This is a genomic window from Microbulbifer sp. S227A (assembly GCF_049800935.1).
In genome coordinates this window covers 120,328-133,266 of the sequence record NZ_JBNAFZ010000001.1, presented here as the reverse complement: position 1 = coordinate 133,266, position 12,939 = coordinate 120,328, and the positions used below count along the sequence as shown (strand labels likewise).

The following is a 12,939-nucleotide window of genomic DNA, read 5'->3' as shown; positions in this document are numbered from 1 at the left end:
GGCTTTGGGTTATGATCCCAGCGGCGACTCTGCCAGAGTTTTCCGAGTTTCCGCCATTTGCATGTCCGCGCGTGCCGGGCGCGGTTCAACCGGATGGGCAGGGTGGAAAGACGCCGCTGTGCGGGCCAGCCAAGCCTAACACGTGCGGTTGGCTGTATTGAGAGGGTAGGGCCTATCCGCGCCGCTGGTCCCGGTGGGGACAATTGATGGTGCCGGGTGGCGGTGTCACGTCATCCCGTCTTGACGCGGGGAATGTTTCACCAGGGTCAGGAGGTGGCGCGGCGCACGCCCGCTGTTGCGGAAGCGCGAAAGGCGCTGCGCAGGATCAACTGCAACGCGACGCTGGCGATGAAACCGCCCCAGCATCCACCGATATAGCAGAGAATGACAGATCCCAGTCCAAGCCCCGTCAGCGCCCCGATCAGGGCGGCGATCAGCCCGAAGGCTATGGAAAGGACGAGATGTGCCAGCATCGGCAGTGATATCTCCGGGATCACGAGAATGTTAATTTCCAAGCATAATGGCAAAAAGCTTAACAAAAGGCTAATGCCGCTACCGGCGGGGCTCCGCCGATCGGCACGATCTTGCCGTGTGTGCAGATTTGCTTCGCAATTTATTGGCGAAACCGGAATGCGGATTCCGGTCAGGCTGGGATCAGCGCCAGAAATGAGGTCATAAGGTAAAGAAAAGATTAAGTATTTTGCGCGATTGGCGCAGAGGGTGTTTTGCGGTGGCGATGGGGCATGGTGCCTCGGTTTCAGGCACTGCAATTGCGACATGGCCTGTACTGCGCGCGAAAAGAGCTCGCGTAAAGGTTGATTTTTTTCCCGTTACTGATTCTCTTTTCCGGTCGCGTGGCCGTCATTTCGGGAATGAGGGCGCACAGGGGCGACCGATTCCCCTCTCGGATCAGGCGGTCAGGAAGTTGCGCAGCGAGGCTTCGAACTCACGCGGTTTTTCCGCGTGCAGCCAATGGCCCGTCCCCGGCAGCTTGGCAAATCGCGCATGTGGAAACAGGGCGCGGATTGCGCCGCGATGCTCGGGCAGCACATAGTCGGAGTCGCCACCGGACAGGAACAGAACCGGCCCGTCCCAATGGCTGTCGATCTCGGGAAAGCCCATGATCCGGGGCATTTCGGCGGCGAGCGTGTCGAGGTTGAGCTTCCAGCGTTTGTTGGGCAGGTCCAGGGACTGGGTAAAGAAACTCTGCAATGCCCGCTCGACACCCAGATCCGCCAATTGGGTCTCGGCCTCGGCGCGGCGGGTGATGCCATTCAGATCGACGCCGCGCATGGCGTCGATGAACGGCATCTGGGTATGGGTATAGTTGACCGGGGCGATGTCCGCGACCACCAGCTTGCGCACGGTATCGGGATGGCGCAGGGCCAGCATCATCGACGCCTTTCCCCCCATGGAATGGCCGACCACATCGGCAACACCGCCAATATGTGCGACCACTTCGGCCAGGTCATCCGCCAGGTCGGGATAGCTGTGGCTGTCGCTCCAGGGGCTGTCGCCATGGTTGCGCATGTCGACGGCAACGACTTGCCGGCTGTCGGAGATGCGCTTCGCGATGACGCCCCAGTTGCGCGCCGAGCCATAAAGGCCATGGGCAATCAGCAGCGGGGGCAGGTCGGTCGGGGTGCCGTGTGTGATCATGTTCAACATGGGTCGGTGATAGCGGCTGTTGCCGGTCAGGGCCAGACCTGTTGAAGCAGGCGCAAAGGGGCGCTATGGCAGGATGACCGGGCCGCGCAACAGGAGGCAGGATGACCGAACCGCAGGAGTTTGAAACCGTCAGCGCCGGATTGCTTGTCCTGATGCGCGACAAGCTCGGGGTGCGGGCGCGCACGCTGCGGGATGCACGGACCCCGGCCAAGCGGTTGCTGCCGCGCAAGGTGTTCAGGAGTTTCGAGACCCTGCAAAAGGCGGAACCGTTCCTGGCTCATCCCAAGCTGGCCAGAACCGTCGACCCCACGGCGATTGCAATGGCGAGCAAGGCGTTGCGCAGCCATCTGGAGGCCATCGATATTGCGGATCGGCGCAAGGGGTGGTGGCTTGGGCTTGCGGGCGGGTTGGCGTTCAACCTGTTGCTGGCCTGTGCCCTGCTGCTTGTGCTGCTGAGCTGGCGCGGCATTCTCTAGCCCATGGCGGGGTACGGCCCCGGTGGGGCCGTACCGGTTTGATATTCAGGCGCCGGTTGCCGATGTGGAAGTCGGGGCCTTGGCCTGTGCGTCCGGTTGCGGCGCGTCCGGCCATGCCGAGGGATCGGTGTTGATGTCGGCAAACTGCGCCGGGTCAAAGACCGGTCGCCCGACCCCCTGTGCCAGCTGTGCGCGATAGTCCTGCACGACACGCATGGCGACCGGGAACAGCATCATCAGGGCCAGCAGGTTCACCACCGCGAGGATGCCCATCATCGGGTCCGAGAAGGCAAAGACCGACATCGCCCCCGGTGCCACCGCGCCGAGAAAGACGATACCGATGATCGCCACACGCAACACCAGCACCGCCGCCGGGTTGCCGGTCATGAAAGTGAGGGCGTTTTCACCCAGGTAATAGTTGTATATGATCGACGAGAAGGCAAAGAGCAGGATCGCGAAGGTCAGGAAATACTGCGCCCATGTGCCCAGGTGGCTGACGATCGATTGCTGGGTCAGGGCCACGCCGTCGATCCCTTCGGCTCCGGGCTGATAGACATCACCGAGCAGGATGACAAAGGCGGTGCAGGAACAGATGATGATCGTGTCGATGAACACCGACAGCGACTGTGTGATGCCCTGGCTGACCGGGTGTTTGACATAGGCCGTCGCCGCGACATTCGGTGCCGAGCCCAGACCGGCCTCGTTGGAGAACAGCCCGCGCCGCAGACCCTGGGCAATGGCGGCCCCCATGCCGCCGGCGACCGCTTCGCGGAACCCGAACGCATTGGCGACGATGTCCACGATCACGCCGGGCAGGCTGGCGATGTTCAGCACGATGATGATCAGCGCCATCGCCAGATAGCCAAGCGCCATGACCGGGATGACGACATCCGCCGCCTTGGCAATGCGGTGGATGCCGCCAAAGATGATGAACCCGGTCACGACCGACAGCAACACGCCCGTATAGACCCGCGGAATCGACATGCTGTCGAGCGCGGCCCCGGCGACTGTATTGCCCTGGAACGCGTTGAAACCGATCGAGAAGGACGCGATCAGGCAGACCGCGTAGATCACCGCCAGCCAGCGATAGTTATCGCCAAGACCGTGGATGATGGTCTGCGCCGGACCGCCGCGATAGTCGCCCGTGTCATTGGTGCGCTTGTATAGCTGCGCGAGGGTCGCCTCGATCAACGCGGTACACATGCCCACCAGCGCGATCATCCACATCCAGAACACCGCGCCGGGGCCGCCCACCGTGATGGCCACCGCAACGCCGGCGATATTGCCGCCGCCAACGCGGCCGCCGACCGACACAAAGAGCGCCTCGCGGGCGCTGATCTTGGTCGGGTCGCCTGAGTCGTCGCGCTTGAGTACGGCGAACATGCGCTTGAAAAAACGCAGTTGCACAAAGTGGCTGGCCGCCGTGAAGAACAGCCCAAAGACCACCAGGATCGGCACCAGCGCGAACCCCCAGGTCAGATTGTTGATGAGATCGAATACCCAGTTCAAGACGTCCACGAAAACCCCCTAGGTTGAAAATGTCCTGCAATCATGCATGCCTGCGAGGGGCAGGCAAGCAGTTGACGTTACATTTGCGCCACCGGGGTCGCGCGTCCGTTGCATCGCGGGATCGGCGGGCCCCAAAAAAAACGGGGCACCGCCAGACCTGGCGATGCCCCCAACATATGCCTTGGGCGCGGTGCCCTCAGAGTTGCGGATAGACCGGGAAACGGGCGCACAGGGCGGCAACTTCGGCGCGCACCTTGTCTTCGACGGCGGCGTTGTTGTCTTCGCCATTTGCCGCCAGCCCGTCGACCACCTCGATGATCCAGTCGGCGATCTGGCGGAACTCGGCCTCGCCAAAGCCACGCGTGGTGCCCGCGGGGCTGCCAAGGCGGATGCCCGAGGTCACGGTGGGCTTTTCGGGATCAAACGGTACGCCGTTCTTGTTACAGGTGATATGCGCGCGGCCCAGGGCCTTTTCGGTGGCGTTGCCCTTGACGCCCTTGGGGCGCAGATCGACCAGCACCACATGGGTGTCGGTGCCATGGGTGACAGTGTCCAGCCCGCCCTTGATCAACTGGTCGCTCAGCGCCTGCGCATTGGTCACGACCTGTTTGATATAGTCCTTGAACCCCGGTTGCAGCGCCTCGCCAAAGGCCACGGCCTTGGCGGCGATCACATGCATCAGCGGCCCGCCCTGGATGCCGGGAAAGATGGCCGAGTTGATCTTTTTCGCCAATGCCTCGTCATTGGTCAGGATCATGCCGCCACGCGGGCCGCGCAGGGTCTTGTGGGTGGTGGTGGTCGCCACATGCGCGTGCGGAAAGGGCGAGGGGTGTTCACCCGCCGCAACCAGCCCGGCGAAATGCGCCATGTCCACATGCAGGTAGGCCCCAACGCTGTCGGCAATCTCGCGCATCCGGGCAAAGTCGATCCGGCGCGGGATGGCCGACCCGCCGGCGATGATCAGCTTGGGTTTGTGTTCGTTCGCCAGCTCCTGCACCTGGTCGTAATCCAGCAGGTTATCCTGTTTGCGCACGCCGTATTGCACTGCGTTGAACCATTTGCCCGACTGGTTGGGGCGCGCGCCATGAGTGAGGTGGCCACCGGCATCAAGGCTCATCCCGAGGATGGTATCGCCCGGTTGCAAGAGCGCGGTGAACACGCCCTGGTTCGCCTGGCTGCCGGAATTGGGCTGCACATTGGCAAAACCGCAGTCAAACAGCTTGCAGGCGCGTTCGATGGCGAGGTTTTCGGCGATATCGACGAATTGACAGCCGCCGTAATACCGACGCCCCGGATAGCCCTCGGCGTATTTGTTGGTCATCACCGAGCCCTGCGCCTCCATCACGGCGGCGCTGACGATGTTCTCGGACGCGATCAGCTCGATCTCGTCGCGCTGGCGGCCCAACTCCTGGCGGATGGCACCGAAGATCTCGGGATCACGCTCGGCTAGGGGTGTCGTGAAAAAACCGGTATCTGGATTTGGCGCGGTCATCGGGGGCTCCGTTCTGGACAGGTGTTGTTTGGGTGGCAATTTCCTGCGGGAAACTAGTTGCTGCCGCGGCAGAGTGAAAGCCGATAAACCGGCGATTTGCAGCTTTGGAGCGGCAAGGCTGGTCACCGCGCCAAAGGTATGCTTGTTTCGGAACCGAATGCGCAACACCGGAAACCCACCGCCATGACACTACGAATCGCGTTCCTGGCCAGCAGGGCACCGGTGGCACAGACCGCGCGGGCGGTTCTGATCGGGCGGTATGGCAATGTCGATCCCCAAGAGGCGGATGTCATCGTTGCCCTGGGCGGGGACGGTTTCATGCTGCGCACCCTGCACCGGGCGCAGACGCTGGCCGCGCCGGTCTATGGCATGAACCGGGGCACCATCGGTTTCCTGATGAACGAATACAGCGAAACCGACCTGATGGACCGGCTGATGGCGGCCGAGCAAGAGGTGATCAACCCCCTGTCGATGCAGGCGATGGACCAGTTCGGGCGCAAGCACAAGGCGCTTGCGATCAACGAGGTGTCGCTGCTGCGCGCGGGTCCACAGGCGGCCCGGCTCAAGATCACGGTGGACGGGCGGGTGCGGCTGTCGGAACTGGTCTGCGATGGCGCGCTGCTGGCGACGCCTGCGGGGTCGACCGCCTATAACTATTCCGCGCATGGCCCGATTTTGCCCATCGGGTCGGATGTTCTTGCGCTGACCGCGATTGCCGCCTTCCGGCCCCGGCGCTGGCGCGGGGCGCTGGTGCCCAAGACGGCCAATGTGCGATTTGACGTGCTCGAGGCGGACAAACGGCCGGTGATGGCGGATGCGGACTCGATTTCGATCACCGATATCGATTGGGTCGAAATAAAATCCGAACCGACCATCGAGCACCGGATTCTTTTTGATCCCGGTCATGGATTGGAAGAACGTCTTATTTCTGAACAGTTTACGTGATTCTGTCGCCGGGTTTTCCCGGCGGATCTGCCTCTTGCGAACAAATTGAGGCAAAAAAAATCATGAGTTTTCCATCATTTTTTCACCTTGTGTGATCATGCTCACAGATAGCAACGGCGGCTTCTGGCAAAGTGTAATCATTGTAACGAGGAACTTGGCAAAGAGTACGGAGTAAGTGAGTGGTGTTGGTAAAGAGTACCGCGTGAGTGAGTGGTTCTAGTAACGAGTAAATTTTAGCAGGACCCGGGCGCAGAGGAAACTCTGCGCCCGTATTTCATGGTAAGTGGTGACGTGGCCTAGCCCTCGGGTTCGATGTTGTAGATCACCGGCATCCGGCCCCGCCACGTTGCCCAGAGCGCGGGTTCGGTGATCAGCCGGGCCATGAGATCGGCGACATTGATGCGGCTGGTTGTACCGGCATCGAATATCGCGCTGCGCTGTGGCGAGGCGTGCAATTCGTAATCTGAAACCGTGGCTTCGTTGACCAGCCCATCCGGGCGCACCGCCACCCATTCGATCCCGGGATCGCTCTGGCCAATGGTACGGCGCAGGTAGTCGGCGGCGGCTTCGTTATCCGCATGCGGCGGCAAGAACAGGCGCAACATCGCGACGACGGCATTCTGGGTCAGCGATACCGGTTCATCAAGATCCCGGTTCCGGTTGCCCGTGGTGTTCATCAGCAGACATTTCACCGGTCGCGGCGGATTGTTCGCCCGGATCGCTTCGCATACCCGGCGCAACGTGTCGGCCACCAACCGGCGCGGATGCCCAAACAGCCCCCGCAGGGTGAGGTTATGACCAAGACAGGACGCCACGGCGTCGCAGCCCTGCACGAGGCGGGCAAGTTCCGCATCGCCGAGGTCAAGCAGATCGGCCTGCCATGCGGTGACCCGGTCATCGGTGCGAATATCGCCGGGCAGCCGGTCGAGCGCACGGACAACGAGGCGCAGGTGATGGCCGCGCCGGAGCAATTCACGCGCCAGAAGCTGGCCGGTGGCGCCGGTTGCGCCGAGCAGTAGAATGTTCATCGCTGATCTCGCCATGATGTTGGGTACAGCGGTGCTCTACACGGTTATACGTATCATGCGAATTGACCATACTTTCAGAACTGGTATGCATATTCGCATGGATTGGAGATCGGTGAAATTCGACTGGAACAGGGCGCGGGCGTTTCTCGTGACGGCGGAAGAGGGGTCGCTCTCGGCGGCGGCGCGCGCCCTTGGCATGGCGCAGCCCACGGTGGGCCGGCAGGTGGACGGGCTCGAACGGGAACTGGGGGTCGTGCTGTTTGAGCGGGTGGGGCGCGGGCTGACCCTGACGCCGAGCGGGCTGGACCTGTTGGAGCATGTGCGCGACATGGGCGAGGCGGCGGGCCGGGTCTCGCTCGCCGCCCTGGGTCAGGCGCAGGCGCTGGAGGGAACGATCTGTATCTCGGCGAGCGAGACCTATGCGACCGCGCTGCTGCCGCCGATCATCGCCCGGCTGCGCCGGCAGGAACCGGGTATCGAGGTCGAAATCGTGGTTGCGAACCATGCCAGCGACCTGCGGCGGCGCGAGGCGGATATTGCCATTCGCAACTTCCGGCCAACCGAACCCGACCTGATCGCACGCAAGATCGGCGATGCGGATGCGGTGCTCTATGCAACGCCCGACTATGTCGCGCGCATCGGAAACCCGACGCGGCCAGAAGATCTGCAACGCGCGGATTTTATCGCGCTGGATCACGGGGGGATGATGCTCAAGGGGCTGAACCGGCTGGGATTGGGTCTGACCCCGGCGAATTTTCCACTGGTCACGGAAAGCTATCTGGTGATGTGGGAACTGGTACGGCAGGGGGCGGCCATCGGCATACTCGATGCCCATATCGGCGATGCCGACCCGGCGGTGACACGCGTCTTGCCGGATCTCGAACCGCTGGTCTTTCCCATCTGGCTGGTTGCACATCGCGAGTTGACGACCAGCCGGCGGATCCGGATGGTCTATGATTTCCTCGCGCGAGAGCTTGCCCGAAGCTGAGCGCGCGCAATCCTATCCGCTGCGCGCCCATAGGGGGTCGCACATCCGTCCGACCCGATCTTCGATCGCGGCGCAGGCATCCACGATCAGGTCTTCGCGCCAGCGCTGGCCAACGATCTGGATATTGATGGGCTGGGTTCCCTGTGGCAATTCGGCCAGCCGTGTCGGCACGCTCCCTGCGGGCAGCCCCATGAAATTCATCGCATAGGACCAGAGCGCCGCGCCCAGGACCTCGCGCACCCCGTCGCTGCCCTCGGTATCGCGATCCGGGGCAAAGAACGGCTGCGGCAGGAACGGGGTGATGACCAGCGGATAGCGTTCGAGAAACAGCGACCATTGACGCGCGTAATGGCTGCGCTGTCCCATCATCTGCAACAGCTCGTCACCCTGATAGGGCGGGAATTGTTCGAAATACGCGTCAAAGATCGCCTGGATTGTCGGCGAGCCATGCGCGCGAATGTCCGGCCCCATCAACGCCTTGACCTCGCCCAGCAGCGCCTGGTAACCCGCAAGCCCGGCCTCGCGGATATCGGGCGGGGTGATCTCTTCGACCTGGTATCCCGCGTCGCGCAGCGCATCGCGCGCCATGTCCAGTGCCCCGGACACCTCGGGATGCAGGTCAAACCCATAGGTTTCGCGGGTAAAGCCCACGCGTATCGGCGCCTCCGGAGCATTGCCGCGCCAGGGCAGGGGCACGTGAAAGGGATCGCGCGGATCGGGCGCGATGATCGCGGGCATCGACAGGTGCAGGTCCGCCGCCGAGCGGGCGATCAGCCCCTGAACCGACATGGATTGCGCCAACATGCCCCGTTCCCTGGTCTGGCCGGGGTTCCACGCCGGCACGCGCCCGAGGCCGGGCTTGACCGTGACCGCGCCATTGGCCGCCGCCGGAAACCGCAGGCTGCCGCCGATGTCATTGCCGTGGCCAAGCGCGCCAATCCCGGCCATCACCGCCGCGCCGGCCCCGCCCGAAGACCCGCCGGGCGACACGTGATCGCCCCACGGGTTGTGGGTGCGCCCATGCAGGGCGTTGTCGGTATCGGCGCGGAACGAGAATTCGGGCGTGTTGCTGCGCCCGATCACCACCGCCCCGGCCCGCAGCAGGTTGCGGACAACCGGCGCGTCCTCGGGCGCGATGGCATCGGCCAGCGCGCTGACACCATTGGTCGTGGCGTGGCCCTTTTGATCGACATTCACCTTGATCGTCACCGGCACCCCGTGCAGCGGCCCGGCGGGCGCACCGTTTGCATGGTCGTCATCCAGCGCACGGGCCCGTCGCATCGCGTCTTCGCCCAGATCCTCGACCACCGCGTTCAGCGCCGGGTTCTTGTCCCGCATGCGCGCAATCGCGGCGGCGGTCATGTCCGCGACGCTGAGTTCGCCGGAGCTGGTAAGGGCGGAGATTTCGACGGCGTCGAGCTGCCAGAGCGGTTTTGTCATAAAGGTTCCTTTCGGCGACACGGTACGCATCGCTACGGTCAATGCAATGGCGAAAACCTTTTGTTCACGGGACGCCGGCAACAGGTGACAGGCCGCGACCATACTCTGGGCGATGCTGATGAATGCCTTTGACGCGGTCTCGTGACGAAATGTGAGGTTGAGCGTCAAGGGCACCGCGCAAGTCCCTTGCGTCGCGGCGGTGAAAGGTGTTCGCTTGGGGTGGGTTCGTTGGGGCAGAGGGGCGGAAATGGCCTATTACAAGGGGATCAACGACTATCCGGCAGGCGATGCCGCGCCCGGGCAACGGGGCTGGATCGCGGATGGGTTGCTGCGGTTGCGCGCGGCGCTGGCGGTCCAGATCACCGATCTGCGGCGGCCGGATTCGCTGGTAATCGGGTCGTGGAACATCCGCGCCTTTGATGGCGGGCGCAGCCGGCTGGATGAAAGCTATCACTACATTGCGGAAATCATCGACCATTTCGACATCTGCGCGGTGCAGGAGATCAAACCCGACCTTGGGCCGCTGAAGCGGTTGATGGCCCTGCTGGGCGACAATTGGGATTACTTCGTCACCGATGTCACCGCCGGGGATGCGGGCAATGACGAGCGCATGGCGTTTCTCTACAACCGCAACAAGGTCGTGTTCCGCAACCTGATCGGCGAGATCGTGCTGCCGCGCGAGGCGCTGATCGACGGGGAGCAGATCGCGCGCTCGCCGTTTTTTGCCTCGTTCCAGGCCGGGTGGTTCCGGTTCACGCTGTGCTCGGCGCATATCCGCTTTGGCGACGACCTGGGGCTGCGCGCACGCGAGATTTCGGCGCTGGCCTCGATCCTGACCGCGCGTTCAAAGAAAGAGGGCGAGGTCTATGTGATGCTTGGCGACATGAACATCGAGAGCAGCGAAGACGAAACCATGGCCGCGCTGACCGATGCGGGGCTGCTGGTTCCGGATTTCGGCGCGACCAATTTGGGGGGCGACAAGCTGTTTGACCATATCGCCTTTACAGGGGACGGAACCGAGACCCGGCTGCTGCGCAAGGGCAAGTTCGACTGGCGCGGTTCGGTGTTTCGCCCCGGCGACGTGGACGCCTATGAGCAGATCGCAAGGGACATCCGCAGCAAACCCGACGCCGGCAAGCCCTATGCCAACTGGCCCGGCACCTATCCCGGATGGGCGACGCATGAAATGTCGGATCACCTGCCGATCTGGATCGAGATCGAGGTGGATTATTCCGACGAGTATCTCGCCGGGATCAAGGCCAACCGCTAGCGTGGGCCACCCGGACGGGCCGGGTGGCCATGGGCGTCAGCCGGCATAGCCGATGGTTTGCAACGCGTCCCTGATCTCGTCCAGGATCGCGGGGTCGTCGATGGTTGCGGGCAGCTTGTAGGCTTCGCCATCCGCGATCTTGACCATGGTGCCGCGCAGGATCTTGCCCGAGCGGGTTTTGGGCAGACGATCCACCACCACCGCCAGCTTGAAGGCGGCGACCGGGCCGATCTTGTCCCGCACCCGCTTGATCACTTCGGCGACCACCTCTTCATGCGGGCGATTCACACCTGCGTTCAGGCACAGGAATCCGACCGGCATCTGCCCCTTGAGCTGGTCCGTGACCCCGATCACAGCGCATTCCGCCACGTCAGGATGACCCGCGAGAACCTCTTCCATCGCGCCGGTCGACAGCCGGTGACCGGCGACATTGATCACGTCATCGGTGCGCGCCATGATATACAGATACCCGTCCTGGTCGATCATCCCCGCATCGCCGGTTTCATAATAGCCGGGGAAGGTCGTGAGATAGGATTTCACGAACCGGTCTTCGGCATTCCACAGGTTGGGCAGGGTGCCTGGGGGCAGGGGCAGTTTGACCGCGATTGCCCCGAGTTCACCGGGTTTCATCGGGTGGCCGGCCTCGTCGAGGATCTGTACATCATAGCCCGGCATCGGGACCGAGGGGCTGCCGATCTTGACGGGCAGTTGTTCGATGCCCAGCGGATTGGCGGCGATGGCAAAGCCGGTTTCGGTCTGCCACCAGTGATCGATCACCGGGACTTTCAGCAGGTTTTGCGCCCATTCGATGGTATCGGGGTCGGCGCGTTCACCGGCGAGATACAGCGCCTTGAGACAGGAAAGGTCGTATTGCGCGGCCATCTCGCCCTTGGGGTCTTCGCGTTTCACGGCGCGGATCGCGGTGGGGGCGGTAAAGAACGATTTGACCCCGTGTTCCGCGATGACCCGCCAGAAAGTGCCCGCATCCGGCGTGCCCACCGGCTTGCCTTCAAAGACGATGGTGGTGTTGCCGTGGATCAGCGGACCGTAACAGATATAGGAATGGCCAACGACCCAGCCCACATCCGACGCCGCCCAGAACACGTCGCCCGGTTCGACATTGTAGATCGCCTTCATCGACCAGTTCAGCGCAACCAAATGCCCGCCGGTGGCGCGGATTACCCCCTTGGGCGCACCGGTTGTACCCGAGGTATACAGGATATAGGCGGGGTGGCTGCCCTCGACCGGAACGCATTCCGCCGGCTCGACCCCGTACTGGAACCCGTGCCAGTCAACGTCGCGGCCGTCTTCAAGGTGGGCAACCTCTTGCTCGCGCTGGAAAATCACGCAGAAATCCGGCTTGTGTCCGGCCAGGTCGATGGCACCGTCCAAAAGCGGCTTGTAATGCACCACGCGGCCCGGCTCGATCCCGCAGGAGGCGGCGATGATCGCCTTGGGTTTACAATCGTCGATGCGCACCGCCAGCTCGTTTGAGGCAAACCCGCCAAACACCACCGAATGCACCGCGCCCAGCCGGGCACAGGCCAGCATCGCTTCCAGCGCCTCGGGCACCATCGGCATGTAGATGATGACACGGTCGCCCTTTTCGACGCCTTTCGCCCGCAGTGCCCCTGCGAGCGAGGCAACGCGGCTGCGCAGTTCGGTATAAGAGATCTTGTGCTTGGTCTGGGTGATCGGACTGTCATAGATGATCGCGGTCTGCGCACCGCGCCCGGCTTCGACATGGCGATCCACCGCGTTGTAGCAGGTATTGACCAACCCGTCGTCAAACCAGCTGTAGATCGGGGCGTTCTGATCATGCAGCGCCTTGCTGGGCGCCTTGTCCCAATCGATGCCCTTGGCGGCTTCCATCCAGAAGCCCTCCGGATCGTTCTTCCAGCCAGAATAGACCTCTGAATAACTCATGGAATCTTCTCCTCCTGCGTTCCCGAATGTGTATGAGCGCGACGCACGGTCAGGCAAGATCGTTACCGTTACCAGTGGCAGAAGGACGCAAAAATTTTGCAATATTCCGCCGGGCCGGCGTCGAATATTTGCAAATCAACGGAATTTATACCGATATTGGTTGCATTTATAAAGCAATTGCAAATGTGCAAATCTAA

Annotated in this window: 11 protein-coding genes; 4 read left to right on the top strand and 7 right to left on the bottom strand. The window is 62.7% G+C overall.

The window, feature by feature from the left end:
• Nucleotides 1-266 precede the first annotated feature (266 nt).
• Nucleotides 267-779, bottom strand: coding sequence for a hypothetical protein (locus tag ACP15R_RS00640; RefSeq protein WP_424984431.1), 513 nt, complete (start codon nucleotides 777-779; stop codon nucleotides 267-269).
• Between the two features lie 130 nt (nucleotides 780-909).
• Nucleotides 910-1,668, bottom strand: a complete 759-nt coding sequence (locus ACP15R_RS00635) for an alpha/beta fold hydrolase (protein ID WP_424984430.1) — start codon at nucleotides 1,666-1,668, stop codon at nucleotides 910-912.
• A 101-nt stretch (nucleotides 1,669-1,769) separates the two neighbouring features.
• On the opposite strand from ACP15R_RS00635, the gene ACP15R_RS00630 reads away from it, so the two are divergent.
• Complete coding sequence (locus tag ACP15R_RS00630; RefSeq protein ID WP_424984429.1) at nucleotides 1,770-2,144, top strand: hypothetical protein; 375 nt, start codon at nucleotides 1,770-1,772, stop codon at nucleotides 2,142-2,144.
• 45 nt (nucleotides 2,145-2,189) lie between these two features.
• On the opposite strand, the gene ACP15R_RS00625 is transcribed toward ACP15R_RS00630, so the two are convergent.
• Nucleotides 2,190-3,662 carry an alanine/glycine:cation symporter family protein gene (locus ACP15R_RS00625; protein ID WP_424984428.1) on the bottom strand — a complete coding sequence of 491 codons (1,473 nt, stop codon included), beginning with the start codon at nucleotides 3,660-3,662 and terminating at the stop codon, nucleotides 2,190-2,192.
• Between the two features lie 187 nt (nucleotides 3,663-3,849).
• Nucleotides 3,850-5,145, bottom strand: coding sequence for a serine hydroxymethyltransferase (glyA, locus tag ACP15R_RS00620; RefSeq protein ID WP_424984427.1), 1,296 nt, complete (start codon nucleotides 5,143-5,145; stop codon nucleotides 3,850-3,852).
• 183 nt (nucleotides 5,146-5,328) lie between these two features.
• Here glyA and ACP15R_RS00615 point away from each other — a divergent pair, with 183 nt between their 5' ends.
• Nucleotides 5,329-6,090, top strand: coding sequence for an NAD kinase (locus ACP15R_RS00615; RefSeq protein WP_424984426.1), 762 nt, complete (start codon nucleotides 5,329-5,331; stop codon nucleotides 6,088-6,090).
• A 296-nt stretch (nucleotides 6,091-6,386) separates the two neighbouring features.
• Here the strand turns inward: ACP15R_RS00615 and ACP15R_RS00610 are convergent, their stop codons facing one another.
• Nucleotides 6,387-7,118: an NAD(P)-dependent oxidoreductase gene (locus ACP15R_RS00610; RefSeq protein WP_424984425.1), complete on the bottom strand. Its 732-nt coding sequence runs from the start codon at nucleotides 7,116-7,118 to the stop codon at nucleotides 6,387-6,389.
• Nucleotides 7,119-7,215: 97 nt separating this feature from the next.
• Here ACP15R_RS00610 and ACP15R_RS00605 point away from each other — a divergent pair, with 97 nt between their 5' ends.
• Nucleotides 7,216-8,106, top strand: a complete 891-nt coding sequence (locus tag ACP15R_RS00605) for a LysR family transcriptional regulator (protein ID WP_424984424.1) — start codon at nucleotides 7,216-7,218, stop codon at nucleotides 8,104-8,106.
• Between the two features lie 12 nt (nucleotides 8,107-8,118).
• Here ACP15R_RS00605 and ACP15R_RS00600 read toward each other — a convergent pair whose 3' ends face one another.
• Nucleotides 8,119-9,546, bottom strand: a complete 1,428-nt coding sequence (locus ACP15R_RS00600; RefSeq protein WP_424984423.1) for an amidase family protein — start codon at nucleotides 9,544-9,546, stop codon at nucleotides 8,119-8,121.
• Between the two features lie 247 nt (nucleotides 9,547-9,793).
• Between ACP15R_RS00600 and ACP15R_RS00595 the strand changes: the two genes are divergently transcribed.
• The gene (locus ACP15R_RS00595; protein ID WP_424984422.1) at nucleotides 9,794-10,816 is read left to right on the top strand and encodes an endonuclease/exonuclease/phosphatase family protein; all 1,023 of its coding nucleotides are present in this window, start codon (nucleotides 9,794-9,796) and stop codon (nucleotides 10,814-10,816) included.
• Nucleotides 10,817-10,852: 36 nt separating this feature from the next.
• On the opposite strand, the gene prpE is transcribed toward ACP15R_RS00595, so the two are convergent.
• On the bottom strand, nucleotides 10,853-12,742 hold the full coding sequence (gene prpE / locus ACP15R_RS00590; protein WP_424984421.1) for a propionate-CoA ligase PrpE: 1,890 nt from the start codon (nucleotides 12,740-12,742) through the stop codon (nucleotides 10,853-10,855).
• Between the last annotated feature and the right edge of the window lie 197 nt (nucleotides 12,743-12,939).